Annotated in this window: 23 protein-coding genes and 1 pseudogene; 12 read left to right on the top strand and 12 right to left on the bottom strand. The window is 47.4% G+C overall.

Annotated elements, in window-relative coordinates; translation table 11 throughout:
• Positions 1-27: 27 nt before the first annotated feature.
• The 6 genes from KNP94_RS03405 to KNP94_RS03380 all read right to left on the bottom strand — a co-directional run bounded on the left by KNP94_RS03405 (position 28) and on the right by KNP94_RS03380 (position 3,553).
• Entirely contained in the window at positions 28-1,170 is a 1,143-nt protein-coding gene (locus tag KNP94_RS03405) for a GGDEF domain-containing protein (RefSeq protein WP_214804761.1), read from the bottom strand.
• Between the two features lie 109 nt (positions 1,171-1,279).
• Positions 1,280-1,528, bottom strand: coding sequence for an SPP1 phage holin family protein (locus KNP94_RS03400; RefSeq protein ID WP_215115222.1), 249 nt, complete (start codon positions 1,526-1,528; stop codon positions 1,280-1,282).
• The gene (locus tag KNP94_RS03395; protein ID WP_088836967.1) at positions 1,525-2,187 is read right to left on the bottom strand and encodes a M15 family metallopeptidase; all 663 of its coding nucleotides are present in this window, start codon (positions 2,185-2,187) and stop codon (positions 1,525-1,527) included. The genes KNP94_RS03400 and KNP94_RS03395 overlap by 4 nt, the downstream gene beginning before the upstream one ends.
• 21 nt (positions 2,188-2,208) lie before the next feature.
• Positions 2,209-3,012: a helix-turn-helix domain-containing protein gene (locus KNP94_RS03390; protein WP_215115221.1), complete on the bottom strand. Its 804-nt coding sequence runs from the start codon at positions 3,010-3,012 to the stop codon at positions 2,209-2,211.
• Between the two features lie 145 nt (positions 3,013-3,157).
• Positions 3,158-3,358, bottom strand: coding sequence for a hypothetical protein (locus KNP94_RS03385; RefSeq protein ID WP_088836965.1), 201 nt, complete (start codon positions 3,356-3,358; stop codon positions 3,158-3,160).
• Positions 3,359-3,373: 15 nt separating this feature from the next.
• Complete coding sequence (locus KNP94_RS03380) at positions 3,374-3,553, bottom strand: hypothetical protein (RefSeq protein WP_088836964.1); 180 nt, start codon at positions 3,551-3,553, stop codon at positions 3,374-3,376.
• 179 nt (positions 3,554-3,732) lie between these two features.
• Here KNP94_RS03380 and KNP94_RS03375 point away from each other — a divergent pair, with 179 nt between their 5' ends.
• On the top strand, positions 3,733-4,845 hold the full coding sequence (locus tag KNP94_RS03375) for a GGDEF domain-containing protein (RefSeq protein WP_088836963.1): 1,113 nt from the start codon (positions 3,733-3,735) through the stop codon (positions 4,843-4,845).
• A 13-nt stretch (positions 4,846-4,858) separates the two neighbouring features.
• Positions 4,859-5,116, top strand: a complete 258-nt coding sequence (locus KNP94_RS03370; RefSeq protein ID WP_214812012.1) for a hypothetical protein — start codon at positions 4,859-4,861, stop codon at positions 5,114-5,116.
• Positions 5,117-5,193: 77 nt separating this feature from the next.
• Here the strand turns inward: KNP94_RS03370 and KNP94_RS03365 are convergent, their stop codons facing one another.
• Positions 5,194-5,385 carry a hypothetical protein gene (locus KNP94_RS03365; RefSeq protein WP_215115220.1) on the bottom strand — a complete coding sequence of 64 codons (192 nt, stop codon included), beginning with the start codon at positions 5,383-5,385 and terminating at the stop codon, positions 5,194-5,196.
• Between the two features lie 134 nt (positions 5,386-5,519).
• On the opposite strand from KNP94_RS03365, the gene KNP94_RS03360 reads away from it, so the two are divergent.
• From KNP94_RS03360 to KNP94_RS03350, 4 genes and pseudogenes are all read left to right on the top strand, one after another.
• Positions 5,520-5,741 carry a DUF4177 domain-containing protein gene (locus tag KNP94_RS03360; protein ID WP_214765805.1) on the top strand — a complete coding sequence of 74 codons (222 nt, stop codon included), beginning with the start codon at positions 5,520-5,522 and terminating at the stop codon, positions 5,739-5,741.
• 14 nt (positions 5,742-5,755) lie between these two features.
• The gene (locus KNP94_RS15875) at positions 5,756-6,019 is read left to right on the top strand and encodes a GNAT family N-acetyltransferase (RefSeq protein ID WP_251132552.1); all 264 of its coding nucleotides are present in this window, start codon (positions 5,756-5,758) and stop codon (positions 6,017-6,019) included.
• Positions 6,020-6,034: 15 nt separating this feature from the next.
• Positions 6,035-6,217 (top strand): annotated as a pseudogene (locus KNP94_RS15870) (GNAT family N-acetyltransferase); the annotation flags it as partial.
• A gap of 166 nt (positions 6,218-6,383) precedes the next feature.
• Entirely contained in the window at positions 6,384-7,622 is a 1,239-nt protein-coding gene (locus KNP94_RS03350) for an MFS transporter (RefSeq protein WP_215115219.1), read from the top strand.
• 20 nt (positions 7,623-7,642) lie between these two features.
• Here KNP94_RS03350 and KNP94_RS03345 read toward each other — a convergent pair whose 3' ends face one another.
• Complete coding sequence (locus tag KNP94_RS03345; RefSeq protein ID WP_215115450.1) at positions 7,643-8,437, bottom strand: cytochrome c oxidase assembly protein; 795 nt, start codon at positions 8,435-8,437, stop codon at positions 7,643-7,645.
• A 3-nt stretch (positions 8,438-8,440) separates the two neighbouring features.
• Entirely contained in the window at positions 8,441-8,911 is a 471-nt protein-coding gene (locus KNP94_RS03340; protein ID WP_088836960.1) for a DUF2243 domain-containing protein, read from the bottom strand.
• 227 nt (positions 8,912-9,138) lie between these two features.
• Between KNP94_RS03340 and KNP94_RS03335 the strand changes: the two genes are divergently transcribed.
• From KNP94_RS03335 to KNP94_RS03315, 5 genes are all read left to right on the top strand, one after another.
• Positions 9,139-9,681 carry a hypothetical protein gene (locus KNP94_RS03335; protein ID WP_088836959.1) on the top strand — a complete coding sequence of 181 codons (543 nt, stop codon included), beginning with the start codon at positions 9,139-9,141 and terminating at the stop codon, positions 9,679-9,681.
• Positions 9,682-9,730: 49 nt separating this feature from the next.
• Positions 9,731-9,949: a PLD nuclease N-terminal domain-containing protein gene (locus tag KNP94_RS03330; RefSeq protein WP_088836958.1), complete on the top strand. Its 219-nt coding sequence runs from the start codon at positions 9,731-9,733 to the stop codon at positions 9,947-9,949.
• Between the two features lie 153 nt (positions 9,950-10,102).
• Entirely contained in the window at positions 10,103-10,546 is a 444-nt protein-coding gene (locus KNP94_RS03325; RefSeq protein ID WP_214765795.1) for a MarR family winged helix-turn-helix transcriptional regulator, read from the top strand.
• Positions 10,543-10,968, top strand: a complete 426-nt coding sequence (locus tag KNP94_RS03320; protein ID WP_088836956.1) for a MarR family winged helix-turn-helix transcriptional regulator — start codon at positions 10,543-10,545, stop codon at positions 10,966-10,968. The genes KNP94_RS03325 and KNP94_RS03320 overlap by 4 nt, the downstream gene beginning before the upstream one ends.
• 22 nt (positions 10,969-10,990) lie before the next feature.
• Positions 10,991-11,374, top strand: coding sequence for a hypothetical protein (locus tag KNP94_RS03315; RefSeq protein ID WP_214769434.1), 384 nt, complete (start codon positions 10,991-10,993; stop codon positions 11,372-11,374).
• A gap of 246 nt (positions 11,375-11,620) precedes the next feature.
• Here the strand turns inward: KNP94_RS03315 and KNP94_RS03310 are convergent, their stop codons facing one another.
• The 3 genes from KNP94_RS03310 to KNP94_RS03300 form a co-directional block, all read right to left on the bottom strand.
• Positions 11,621-11,785, bottom strand: a complete 165-nt coding sequence (locus KNP94_RS03310; protein ID WP_214769437.1) for a hypothetical protein — start codon at positions 11,783-11,785, stop codon at positions 11,621-11,623.
• Between the two features lie 145 nt (positions 11,786-11,930).
• Positions 11,931-12,290 (bottom strand): DUF2178 domain-containing protein, encoded by a 360-nt coding sequence (locus tag KNP94_RS03305; RefSeq protein WP_214769439.1) that lies wholly within the window; start codon positions 12,288-12,290, stop codon positions 11,931-11,933.
• A gap of 64 nt (positions 12,291-12,354) precedes the next feature.
• On the bottom strand, positions 12,355-13,032 hold the full coding sequence (locus KNP94_RS03300; protein WP_214769442.1) for a glyoxalase: 678 nt from the start codon (positions 13,030-13,032) through the stop codon (positions 12,355-12,357).
• Between the two features lie 113 nt (positions 13,033-13,145).
• Here KNP94_RS03300 and KNP94_RS03295 point away from each other — a divergent pair, with 113 nt between their 5' ends.
• Positions 13,146-14,012 (top strand): alpha/beta fold hydrolase, encoded by an 867-nt coding sequence (locus tag KNP94_RS03295; protein ID WP_215115218.1) that lies wholly within the window; start codon positions 13,146-13,148, stop codon positions 14,010-14,012.
• Positions 14,013-14,065 lie beyond the last annotated feature (53 nt).

The following is a 14,065-nucleotide window of genomic DNA, read 5'->3' as shown; positions in this document are numbered from 1 at the left end:
GTTGCCTTTTACGATTACGATCCATATTCAACTCGCATCGTGACGGACGAGCTGATTTTTCCCCGCTGCTTTTGCCGCATACAGTGCCATGTCGGCGCGATCAATTAAATGAATCTCCGTTAGCGCATCATCCGGCTGAACGGTTGCCATCCCTAAACTGACACTGACTTGGTACAGGGGCGCATACCGTTCATGGGGTAACTTCAAGTCGAGAATCCCTGTCCGAATCCGCTCGGCGACAAGCTCTCCTTGTGCCGATTGATCCGAGAGAACGACTGCAAATTCCTCACCGCCGTACCGGGCGACGTGTCCGAATAGTCCAGCCTGTTTCTTCAGGACACTCGCGACCTGTTTCAGACAAGCATCTCCTTGTAAGTGCCCATACGTATCGTTATAGAGTTTAAAGGCATCGACGTCGAGCAGGATGAGCGTCACTTCTGAAGCGGAAAGCCGCGCCTCTTCAAAGACACGCTCAAGGTGTTCGTCGAACGCCCGCCGGTTCGGGATCCCCGTCAAACTATCGTGCAGCGACCGGCGAATCAACGCACGTTTACTGCGTTCGAGCCGAAACGTCTGCAAAAAGGCGAACAAAATCAAGACGGCGACACTTAACACGATGACGATGACCCATTTCGCAGAGGAGGAGGCCGCTTTTGACCGGTTCGTCGCTGCCATGACAATCTGTTCGATTTCAGCCCGGATTTTAATGTCGATCTGGCGAAATTGATTGATGTACGCCATGCCGTCATAACGATTCCGCTCGGCTTCGATCAGATTGTCTTGTTGAATATACGTAAGCTGCTGTTGATAAAAGGCATCGGTCTGTTGCAGGAGCGGCACCGCCTCCTCTTGTAAAATCCGGCGCATCGTCAGGTCAAGATCGTCGAGCTGCTCTAACGCTTCAAGCGACGCCTGCAGGTTCGCGCGCGTCGTCTGGAATTGTTCGAAGTCTTGCTGACGTCGTTCCAGGTAAAAGCTCCGCACCGTTAATTCTTGATCGAGCAGTAAAGGAAACAATTGGGATGCTGTATTCGAAATCGGAATCGCTTCTGCAAGAATCCGGTCGTTCTCCCGCTCGATATTAGAAAATGCAGTGTAACTCCAAATACTTGTAAACATCAATGAAAACAAAGCCGTCATTAAGAACCATTGCAATGCGGAAAATTTCACGTCCAGTCAGACCTCTCTCTTTATACGCTCTCGCAAGAATCGAGAACGATTCAATTCATCACCTCTTTATCGGCATCTCGACTTCAAAGTATTAGTGTTCATCGCACATTCAGTCCGTCGGAACACTGCGCTTGAGTTCGTCAAGCAACGCTTGCGCCTCTTTTGCGGCCCGGGTGACGTTATTGTTTTTCCACCAAGCGACGAGTGTACCCAAAATGCCGACGAGCGTCGTCACTGCAAGATCGACGGCTGTTTCTGCAAATGGTAGCGGATCATACCCGCTCGCAAGAAGCGTCAAATTGACAATCGAATAGAGGGGGACGATCAGTCGCAGGGCTGCTGCATATCGCTCCGTCATCCGCGTCCCTCCTGAAACAAATGACGCCATGTCACAGGGCCAACGATTCCGTCGACTGTGATTTTCACCTGTCGTTGAAAGTCTTTGACGGCACGCGTCAGACCGTCATCAAACCGGCCGCTCGCCGGAAGACGTAACTTCATTTGAATCAAGCGAATCGTCTCCTTGTCCTGACTCCCTTTCGCTAGAGCACGTCCTAGATAAAGCGGGGCAAGGTGCGGCTTCTTCTTCCCGTTGACGGCGTCGAACAGTTGAAAGTGCGGATAATCCCGAAATGGTGTCCAGTCCCCGCCCCATTCCATCTGTCGCTGCTTCATCGCCGCGACAATCCGTGACAACCGTTTGTCCGGTGGTGCTAAAAATTCAGCGCGTGTTCCGTCAGATGAATAACAAAAGAGATCGACGGCGACACCGAAGTTATGATTCGACTGTCCCCCGCGCGCGTAGGTGACGATTTTTCCGGGGCGTGTCCGTCCTACAGCATACAAGGCATCCTGTTCCTGTTTCGTCCGGTAGCTTTGCGCGACGCCGACGTAAATCTGTTGCGGTGCGAGTTCTTTGATGACGCTCCGCGTGATCGTGACGACATCCGCGTCCATTCCCTTGACGGATAATTTCCGATCGGCGCGTTCGAGTAACCATGCTGTGCTGATAGTCATCTGTGTATCCTCCTTTATTTTTTAAATCAATTGGGCGAGCAAGTCCGTCAGTTCGGCTTCTTCCGGGACTGACGCCGTCCAAGCCGCTCGTCGCTTTTCTTCGAACAGCCGCTGCTCTGTCCGCTCCATTTCGACCCAAGCCGGTAATACGGCTGACGAACGGTGCTTCGTCGGCTTCGTCCTTGCCGGTCGTTCCGCCCGTCTCGATTCATGACGGTTGATTTGTTCACCTGACGTGATCTGACGCGCGTGTAACTGATCGATGACGGCTTTGACGTATTGCCACTTGCGGACATTCGCCGCTGCCGCTTGCTCAATTGCATGGACGACGACGTCATGACTCGTCTTTATCACGGCTTGCGCCAGTTGCTGCTTGATCCAAGGGGAGGTGCAGCCAATTTCTGCTTCGAACAACGTGAAGACCGATGACGCCGTTGAGGATGGTTCTTTTTTTAAAGACTGTTTCTTCAAGACAGGTTCTTCGTCGTCATCTCGCGCCGCCCCGGTAGTCGGCTCCTGCTCCCCCGGTAGTCGTACCGCGTCCGGAACCGATCGGACGTGATATTCATTTGATGTTTGTCCCCCGTGTTGATTGAAGCGTTCCTCCTTTTCAATCAACCCTTTTTCAAGTAACGATGCAAGACACGCTTTGACGGTCGTCTTGCCGCACGGGACGGCGTCCGCAATCGTCTGGTGCGACGGAAAGGCACTCCCGGATGCTCCGGCATAACTCGCTAAAATCAAATAAATCATTTTTTCATGAACCGATGAAAACTGTTGTCCGTCGCGCAGGACACGGTGCTCGACTTGTACATAAGGGTGCATCGCTCGTTCCTCCTTTGATATGCAAAGGAGGTTCGCCTCCTTTCTCTTAAGGATTAACAGGACCGTTTCGACAATTGTTCGAAAAAAAATAAAAAAAACGTGCGTCAGCTGATTAAAAAATCAGTGACACACGTTTCGTTAGTCTTCACTCGAACCAGAGACTAAACAATAAGGGCAGCAGTCCCGCGAGTAACACGGCCCCGATCGACGATGAGACGGTCGCGAACACGAACAGTCCTTTTGAGATTTGTTGCCGGCGGTAAGCGATTGATCCCGCCCGGATGATCGTAAAGAGCATCCCACCCGCAATTAAAAATGAACCGATAAGAATGATGAGTTGTTCCAAGATACTACCTCCATGTTACTTAAATATCGTTAAGATAAACGGTAAAGCGAGCAGCACAATCGCTGTCGTGAAAACGATTTTGTAAGTCGCTTCCTGATCCGTGTTCCGCTTCTTTTTTTGTATGTAGACGACACCATAAATAATTGTGACGAGCATAATCAATATGGCGAGTAGTGAACCAAGTGTTGTACTCATCTGTCTTCCCCCTTTTTCAACTAGTATTACGAAAAGGAGGAAGAAAAGGTTTCAGGTTGAATTATATTGAATAAAATAATCTGGTGTATGAAAAATGTACATATCCAATGGTTATCTTTTATTGACAACTTTTGTCAAAGTGGTAATGTGAAAGTATCATGTGCAAGGATGTGAAAACCATGTTCATCGTCGAACTGCTCGTGAATGCCTGCATTGCCTTCACAGGGTTTTATATCATCTCGAAAATTATCCATTCCACCCATTTTGAATCTTATGTCGTCAAGTCAATCATCGTCGGCCTTTTGACTGGGGCACTGGGTGTTTTATTGATGTTCAAGGGAATCGCCGTCAATGAGACGCTTCGGATGGATTTGCGTCACCTCCCACTCGTCTTGCTCGCGTTTTACGGGGGGCGCTTCCCGCTCGTTATCGCAACACTGATCATTGCCTGTTCCCGCTTCTTGTTCGGGGTGACGGAACAAGCTATCGTCGGCTTCACCGCCGTCCTTTGCATCAGTTTCGGGATGCTTGCGCTTCACCGGAAACTGCTCAATCGGCCGTTTTTTCAAAATGTCTCGATGAACGTCTGGGCATTATCAATGATCACCATCGCCGTCTTGATTAATTTAGGTTGGGGTCAACCTGCCCTCACCCTCCTGCTATCGACATGGACAATCGGTTTGGTAGTCGGTATTCTGTCCAGTCTGCTGACGCTCGATTTTCAACTGTTGAACCGGCAAGTCGACATTTATAAAAAGTCAGCCGAAGTCGATCATTTGACCGGTCTCTACAATCGCCGGGTTTGGGATACTCGGACAGCAGGACTTGAACAGGAAGGTCGGATTTACAATATTCTCGCGCTCGATATCGACCACTTTAAGCACGTCAACGATACATACGGGCATGGCAATGGTGACCTCGTCCTACAACAGTTCGCGAACATTCTGAAAGAAGAAACGCGTCCGCATGATTTTACGGCACGGATTGGCGGCGAGGAGTTCATGGTCTTAATCTATGATTTAGCACCGGAAAAAGCGACCAAAGTCGCAAACCGGATTCGTCAACGAATTGCTGCTGAGCACTTCCAAATCGATGGATTCCCGGCAATCGATGTGACGACATCGATCGGTGTCGCCCACGGGAAGAACATTCATATTCAGCGGATGAGTGTCATCGCCGACGAAGCGTTGTATACCGCTAAGCAGCAAGGGCGTAACCGGACGATTTTGTTGGATAGCGAAAGTGAACAACATGTCGCAGCAACTGCGAGCCGGGAGACGGTTCGCTCTTGATCGGAGGTAAAGTATGCAAGAGAAGAAACTTGATTTCATTACGACGGCAGAAGCGATTCTATTCGTCAGTTCACTGTTCATGTGGATTTACGTCGCCCATACGTTTGTTTTCATCGATTCCTTTGCCTCGTTGTTTTTCATGCAATCGTGGTGGCTTCTGTTACCAGTCATGACATTCCTGATGTTTTTGACATCGTTCATCAGTCGCCGGACAGAGTGGCGCTGGAGTAACCAGGAAACAAAAGAGCTGAACGAAAAAAGAAAAGCCTGACTGAGACAGAACAGGAGCACGAGCATGTCCGATTACTTTGGACGACGCTTGTGCTCCTTTTCGCATGCTTCGACAGACTAGTCGCGGGATTTATGTACTTTTCGATTAAAGAAATATTCAATCGTTATCAAGACGAAAGCAACACCGGTTAAGAGGACGAACGCCAGCAAGGAATGGAGCAGCTTTTTATCGACAGTAACGTACATCGACAAGTAATAATTGATTGTGACAATCAATCCGAAGTAAATCAGGTAACGTATGTATTTCATGATGGTTCCTCACTCTCTTACTAACTGATTTCTTCATTTTACTCGATAAGTGTGAATCATTCATTGTATATTAGGAAACTTCTCCCATTTTGAAACGTAGGTATGATTAGTCGATTGTCAAAGGAGGTAGCTTCATGTTCGAATACAAGTTCGTGCGGATTGATTTTAAGCGATTATCTGGTAATCCGAAGGAAGATTACCGGGAAGTAATCACGACACATGCCGCAGACGGCTGGCGCTTCGTACAAATTTTCGCACCAGATTTCGTCACGTCCGGTGTTGCCGTCGGTTCTTACTATGAATTGATTTTTGAACGAACAAAACGGTTCGAAATTACGGACACGAAAACATCTTAAGGAGACTCAAACGCATGCACATCGAGACAGCTCGATTACGACTTATTCCATGTACACAGGAACAGCTTCCGGTTATTACCCGTCAAAACTATCAGAACGGTCCCGAAATTACGAATCATTTAAAGGCATTGGAACAGGATCCGTCTTTATTATTCTGGGGGAGTTGGTTAATCATCCGGCAGGCAGATGATGTCATTATCGGTGATGCCGGCTTTAAAGGGAAACCGGATCGAGACGGAGAGGTGGAAATCGGTTACGGTTTGCTCGAGCACTACTAGCAGAATGGATACGCAACAGAAGCTGTCGCAGGGTTGATTCAATGGGCGCGACAGACAACAGCTGTCTCAAACATCGCTGCCAAAACGGATGCAACCAATCGAGGATCGATCCGCGTATTAGAAAAAGTGAACATGGAACGACTACAAGAAACGGATTCAACGATTTATTGGGAAATACAAACAAATCCGATTAACTAGTTCCACAACACCATGTGGTAGCGATATTATTGTCGCTACTTCTTTTTTCGTGTCGCTTCAAACATTTGATTGCCTTCAAACAAACAATCGCGTAACATCAAATGTAATAAATTTCTATTTATAAATAAAAAATTGGTTATTCACAACCAGAAGGGAGCGCCCGACTATGAATCGTACAGCTTGGAAATACCCTGCTTTACTCCTGATTGGTGTCGGAATCTCGAACTTAGGCGCCTGGGTGTACTTCATTGCTCTCAATTTGATTATTCTTGATCGAACAAGTTCTGCGTTCGCGGTGTCACTTTTATACATGTTAGTTCCTGTCGCTTCTTTAATAACGAGTTTATGGTCAGGTTCTTTGATTGACCGGGTCGACAAACGTAAATTGATGATGCTACTCGATTTATCACGAGCACTCTTCATCGCCCTTCTCCCCTTTATCGACTCGTTGTTCTTCCTCTATATATTTGTCTTTTTGATCAACGTTGGCAGCTCCTTGTTTGAATCCACATCGATGATTTATATGACGAAGCTCGTCTCAAAAGGTAATCGTCAACGTTTTAATGCGTTGAAAAATTTCATTCAATCGTGCGGTTTCATTGTCGGTCCGACGATTGCCGGTCTCCTGTTCATCATGGGCTCACCGTCCCTTGCGATTCATATCAATGCTGTCGCGCTCGCCATTTCTGCCCTTATCTTATTTTTCCTGCCCGCTTTAGAAAAAGAATTGACCTTTGCGCAGGCAGAACGATTGAGTCTTCAAATGATTATCAGCGACTGGAAAGAAACGTTGCGCTTTACGAGCCAGCACCGTTACATCACGCTCGTCTACAGTCTCTTTTGCGTCATGATGGTTTTCATGTCGGGTCTTGATTCACTCGAGGCTTCGTTTGCGACACGTGTGCTTGGTTTCTCGGAAAGTACCTATGGATTTCTTGTCAGTATCGCCGGGACCGGGATCATCTTCGGTTCCATCATTAATGCGACCTGCACGAAATGGCTGCGTCTTCGCTTTTTGATTGGCTTCGGTGCAGTCACTACGCCCATCGGCTACCTTCTATTCGCTACTTCCGATAACTTCATGGTAGCTTCCGCCGGCTTTTTCTTACTGACATTCGCTCTATCGTTTGCGAATACGGGCTTTTTATCGTTTTACCAAAACAATGTCCCGGTCAATCTCATGGGCCGCTTTTCAGGAGTCATCCATGTCGCCGAATCACTCCTCATCATTCTCTTGACGGCGACAATCGGTTTACTCGCCGAAGCCTTTTCCATCCGCGCGACATACATCATCTTTTCAATTGGTTTTTTACTCATCGGTTTACTCACTATACCGCTCGTCTTTAACCGTTCGAAGCAAAATCTTTATGAGCAGCCAATCGAAGAGGAGATAAAAGTCTCGTAAGAAACAACAAACCGTTTCCTTCAGTCCTTCCTCATTTCCAATGTTTCTGACGCTTGTAAACGCGGCGCCGTCGCCTCGTACCAGTGATAACAGAGAATGATGATGAGCGCGAGATCAACGACATCTCCCCCGTAATACATCAGCATGGCCCCTTGTTCCGCTTCCGCCTTCCCCACTCCACCGGGTGGATGAGCGTAGAGATATTTCGAAAGAATCTTATGCCCCGCCAACGCCAGTATTAAAATACCCGCCCGGTAGACGTGACTGTAGCGGTGCGGCGTCAAATCGATATAGATCAGGGCACTTGTAAACAAGTAACCGGCCAGGAAGACGTGGAGATGAATCAGGGCATAGAGTGCAGTCGACTGATGCATCATCGGATAGAGTCCTGTCGTATAAAGCAGGTACAAGCCGCCGATGTTTAAAACCGTTGCCGTCATCGGGTGCGTCAAGAGACCAAGCGGCTGACTGTTCAAGACGCCCGTCACCCGTCTTGCCGCCTGCACGGGTAGCGTCCGTAACAATAACGTCACCGGCTTCGCAAACACGAGCAGGAGTGGTGCGAGCATCCCGAGTAAGAGATGCCCCGTCATATGTCCCGCGAAGTTCATGTGTGCCCAGTCTGCAACCGGACCGACGAGCGCAGCACCGGCACTCAGTATCCCGCTTCCCCAAAACACGTACCGATGGATTGGCCAGCGCCGGTAGTGATTGTTCGTTTTCCAGGCGGCAACCGGATAAACGAGAAGTAAGACGAGCACGAGGAGCATCACACTCGTTTCAAAACCGTTTCCCATGCCTTCATGCGTATGCATCACTTATTTTACCTCCTCTGTCGTCCGCAGTTGTTTCCCGGTCTGCAGGAATAACACAATCCCTCCCGCTAAAATAAGCGCAGCGATTGCATTCCAAGCGATATCATACGGAAGAAGTTCCACACCGTAACGAATTTGATGAATTGCGAAGACTTTATGATTGATCAGACCATCGTACAATTGGAAAAAACCTCCGCCGATCATCACACCACTGATCCACCGCTTCATCCAAAAGGCGGATCGTCTCCGTAAGTCCGCAACTAGAAACAGGGCTGCCACTGTCGCGAACCAACTGAATGCGTGAAACAGACCATCGGAAAACAGTCCGACCGCGGTCGTTGATTTGTCATAAAAATGATGCCAGCCTAACAATTGGTGAAAAATGACTTCGTCTAAAAATGCGACGAGACCCAGACCGAATAAAAAACCGGACCCGAGGTTGCGCAACGCATAACGCTGTTGATTTTTCTGCATGAACGGACACTTCCTTTTTTTAGATATACACTTCAACACGAATTTTCCCTCTTACAGGTGTGATAAACGTATATCTTCCAGGAAAATGACCGCCTGGAATGAAAAGATGCTTTCCCCCTGTCCATTTTTTTGATTTTGGTTAAATAATATTAATACCGTTCCTTTTATAATTTTTCCAAAAAGTGTATATTCAAAGTACTAGTCAAAAAGGAGGTTCCACGCATATTATGAAATTCATCAGGACACCCCGGAGGCCTGCACTAAAATGGATTCCCGAAAATGAATGGCCGGATGTATGCAGGAGCCGCTCCCTTACGATTCAGGATCATCCACAGGAATCTTTAATAGGACTGGCTTACAACAACGAAAATCAAGTCGTCCAAGTTACGCGCAATGTACACAAGTTAGATTTTATCTATTACGTCACGCTATTAGAGAATCCGCAAACGACCAAGTCGCTAATCTCATCCCGGTCACACATGACGATTGAATATACTAAAACGTATCATTGTAATCATAAAGAGGTTGCAACCTTTACGTTACTTGACGTCCACGTCCGCAAAGAAGGACTCGGCGAACGTAATCTTCTGTTAGAAGCTTTGATTAATGATGTACAAAAACGTCATCTTTATTATCGAATCAGCGGTGACTTTGAAATCGTCACGCATCATGGCCAAGTATCGACAGATTGTTTTACCCGGTACGGTTTTCAATTACATCAAAATGCATTGATCCTTCAAAATTTCAATGCCGAACTTTTTGTGACGTAACGATCTGATGATCAACGTCAATTATTTTTGGAGAGTGCGGTGACACACTATGAATCATATTCAATCATTTTTACAAAAAACGATTTATTTGACGGGGTTTTGTTTACTCGCCGTCGCTTGTATCGATTTGTTTAAGCGTCAGCAGACACGTGGACCGAAGTGGGTTTGGGGTCTCACCATTTTCAGTGTCAATTACATCGGCCCTCTCCTTTATTTAGCTTGGGGCCGTCACCCGGCAGACAATGTAAACAAGCAAAGCGCCGATTAAAAACACATCGCTATACAACGCCTGTCCTGCTACTGGAACAAGTATTGTACAGCGATGTGTTTTTTCCAAAAATAAGAGCTAGTCCCGCCCCCTTTTTTGTGTTATTTTGTATCTAATCAAATCGTACTATCACTTTAAAACAAGAGGTTACATATGCAACCCAATACAGAGACATTACCGATCGCATGCTGGAACACGATTACGACGTACCACAATCATCAAACGAAACAAGTCAATGCCTTCTTAAAGACGTGGGACCTCTCGCACACGATGTTCGAGGTCTTGCGCTGCTTAAAGTCGACGACGTGTACAAGTCAAAAAGAAATCGCCCGCCTGATTCATGTCACGGACGGGACGATCTCTCAAGGGATTAAAAAGCTGTTCGCCAAGCGACTGATCGAAAAACAACGTCACCGCAAGGTCAACTATTTCCATCTGACACCGGCTGGAGAACGGTTTTTAAACGAAGTCTTACCGAAGTACGAACGTTTTCAAGCGAATCAATTTCATGCCTTGACCACATCGCAACAACACGCGTTACATCAACTTGTAATGCAGCTCCATAGTACACAACAACAGGAAGGGGAAGTTCGATGAATCCACATGCTGCCTTTTCATCGATTGGACACTGGCAATCGATCCAACGCATCCACAATCGTTACGTCAAAGAAGTCAATGATACGTTAAAACAATGGGAACTCTCACGTTCTCAATTCGATATGCTCTATACGTTGTACCAACTAGAGAGCGCGACACAAAAGTCGCTTGAGACGACACTCGAGCTCTCGAGCGGATCGATTTCACAGACGCTTAAAAAACTGATGCAAAACCGACTCTTAACCCGTAAACGGATTGACCGTGAAAAACGGATCGTTCTGACGGCGGACGGGGAAACACTCGTCCAGGCATCCGCGCCGGTCATCGAAGTCATCGACGAGCGTTACTTTCAGTCCTTTACGAAAAACGATCATCAAACGTTTGATCAATTGTTGAACAAAATGCAAAACAGTCAATTTTGATAGCAAAAGGAGGCCGGCCGGCATGATTCTCAGACACTACACCCATCGTCAGTTTTTACCGGCAATCGTTGCCCGGGGCGGCATCTCTACAAACCTTCACACGGAAAGTCCGCATAGCGGTTATTTACTGTTTGAGCTGAACCCTATAACAAATCAACTCGCACAGACCGTCCATCAGTTCTATTCGAACTCAGAACCCCCTTGGGACGAGACGGATACGGTCGTCCTCGACTTTGACTTCGTCAAACTGCAGGCTGCCGGCATCGAGGTGCACAAGACACCGCATCACTTCGCTGACGACCTGGCGCCGAATCAACCTGCGGATTCTTTCCGCTTCGTTCAAAGCTTCTTGTCGCTCGGTTATTTAACGGAAGCGTCACGAGAGCAGCTGTCGGAATACTATTAGAATGCGATATGACTAGCTGACTTAGAATGGAAAGAAGGAATTGCCATCGTCATAGATGCGCAATTCCTTCTTTTTTCGTTCTATATTATCAGATTGGCCCTCAGGCAATAGTCTGAATGGGCCACTTTCTCAGGTTTGCCACTACAAGAGTGAAGCCTAGTTTACGTTTCATCTTCGGTTTTCCTCATAGAAAAATACCCTCGAAACCGTGCTCTGTTCCAGCCTCAATTCAAATTATTTTAAGACTTATTTTTTAGCAGTCGACAATACACCATCTGCAGTAAATTTTACAAATGCACCTACACAAATGGCTAGCATTACTGCACCTGCTTTTGTCTCATATGTACTCGTAAAGAATAATACAGCCGATATGATGATCGCTACGATGGCAGCCATATAGTATTTATTCAAAACCATCTTCTCCTTTCAATGTACCTTCACTAAATACATTACAAATACGTTGTCAATCAGTAAACGTCCGTCCGTCGCTAACGGTCGCCAAGCGTTCGGGCATTAGGAGCTTGCTAGCGTCGTTTTTAACAATTTTTAATCTTTACTACATAACGCGTTTATACAAGAACAGCATTGCCGTGTACGTAAGCATTTGCAAGCTAAACATGATCAATAACGCCGTCATGACATGTTGAATGAGATTAAAGTGAACGAGCGCTAAGAGAGAGAACGCATACACAATACTTAAAGCATAAGATGTACTGCCACTTTTCGACTGGACGGACCGTTGCCGCTCATCAACCGAATCGTTCTTCGGAAAAACTAAATCAACCGTTAACTGGGTAATGCCCGCTAAAATTAAAGCGATGCTGAGCGTGTCCGGTCCTTCAAATACAGCTAAGTATCCTCCATACAACAGAAAAGCAGCAGCTAGAAAACGCCTGAACACATTGACTCTTTTCATGATTCACTCTCCTCTTTTAGACGTCATTAACATATTTTTAATCGCGTAGACACAGTTCTACCTCTTATTTACGATGCAGCACACCCTCCCGATCAAGTCGGACATGCATCTGATTATCGATCTCTAACTCGAGCGGACTCGTCAGCGCTATTTTCGGTGAAAATAACCACGGCCGTCCGGCGCGCCCGAGCAACAGATGGGTTCCGTCTTCCGCTTCTCCGAGGAAGTTCAGGACATCCGGTTTGATCGGCTGAAGATCCCGCCGAACGATACCCAGTTCAGCAAATCTTGCCCCGACACCGGCGACGTCCGGCGTCGTCACGTTCATTTCACCGATATCGAGTATATCCTGTACGCTAAACGTTGAAAGCGACTTATCCGGATTGACATCACGCCGGGCAATCAATTCGACGACGTTCTCGTCCGGATCGTAAAAGTAGACGGAATGGGCATCGATGTTTTCGAAATAGATTTCGTCCGCACCGTCCTCGATCAATAACGGTACGTGCTGCTGCAACCAATTCTTCGCCAGCTGAAACGCATCTCCCGGAATATTGAACGCAAAGTGATATTGTTTCTCTTCCTGCATCGTGTCCTGTTCAAACCGAAGCTGACTCGTTCCGATTTGGACCGCAAAGGATGTTTCCGTTTCCTCGACGAGCGGAAAACTAAGTGTCCCAGTGTAAAAGTCCTGCATCGGTTTTACCTGATCCGTCCAAAGTGTCGCAACTGTAATTTTCATTCCGCATTCCCTCCATAGTGTTTCCCTTCAATTTCTTAGCTTCAGTATAAAGTAAATGATGTATAATAATGGTTAAAAAGTAAGAACTCACCTATCGAAACGGAGGAAGTCAAATGAAACGGTATAACATTGAATGCGCAGGTACCTCTACACTGGTCACCGAATGGGGCGAACCGGACCGTCCGGTGATTTTTTGCCTGCACGGCCTCGGCGGAACAAGCCTCATCTTCATTGAACTGGCTGATGCCTTGAAACATGACTACCGGATTGTTTCGATTGACGCCCCGGGTCACGGAAAAACGGAACCGTTCGCAGACGAAAACGACTACCGGTTTGCCCGCTTCTCCGATTGGCTGAACCAACTGTTTGAACTTCTACAAATCCAAGATTTCTATTTTCTCTCGCACTCCTGGGGTAGTTTCATCGCGCTCTTTTATCAGAAGGAACAGCCGGAGCGGGTCCGCGGCTCGATTTTGATTGACGGTGGGTATCAGAGTAAACGATTGCGCGGCACACCGCTCGAGCAAGAAGCTGCCTTTTACGAGACCGACTTCGAAGAATCGGTTGCGACACTCGAAGAGTTTTTAGACGTCGCTGTCTATGGACCGAAGATGCGCCGGTCGCCGTTACTTGACTTGGCCGGACAAGATTTCGTCCGGATGCAGGACGGACGGTATTACTGGCATGCCCGTGCGAAAACGGCGCGTGCGATCCTGGCGGCAATGTATCAGGACGAAATTCTCGACTTCCTCGACGACGTCCCGGGGGAAAACGTGCTGTTGCTGCGGGCGACGTTACCCGTCTCGGATGAACCGTTCCGCCAAGAAGCGATTGCCATCTGGCAGGAGAAAACCGGTGGGACGGTAATATCTGCTCCGTCAACTTCCCACATCTTGCACTGGGATGATCCGGAGGTTGTCCTTGAAGCGATTCGGAAAAACTGGTCAACGGATGATGTTTCCGCCCCCTTCACGAGATAGATGACATGGAGCTAATCATGATAGCTTGCACAAAAACAACAAGAGACGTCCCA

The sequence above is a fragment of the Exiguobacterium sp. s80 genome, from assembly GCF_018618725.1.
Lineage (GTDB): Bacteria > Bacillota > Bacilli > Exiguobacteriales > Exiguobacteriaceae > Exiguobacterium_A > Exiguobacterium_A oxidotolerans.
This window is presented reverse-complemented; position numbering and strand designations above follow the sequence as displayed.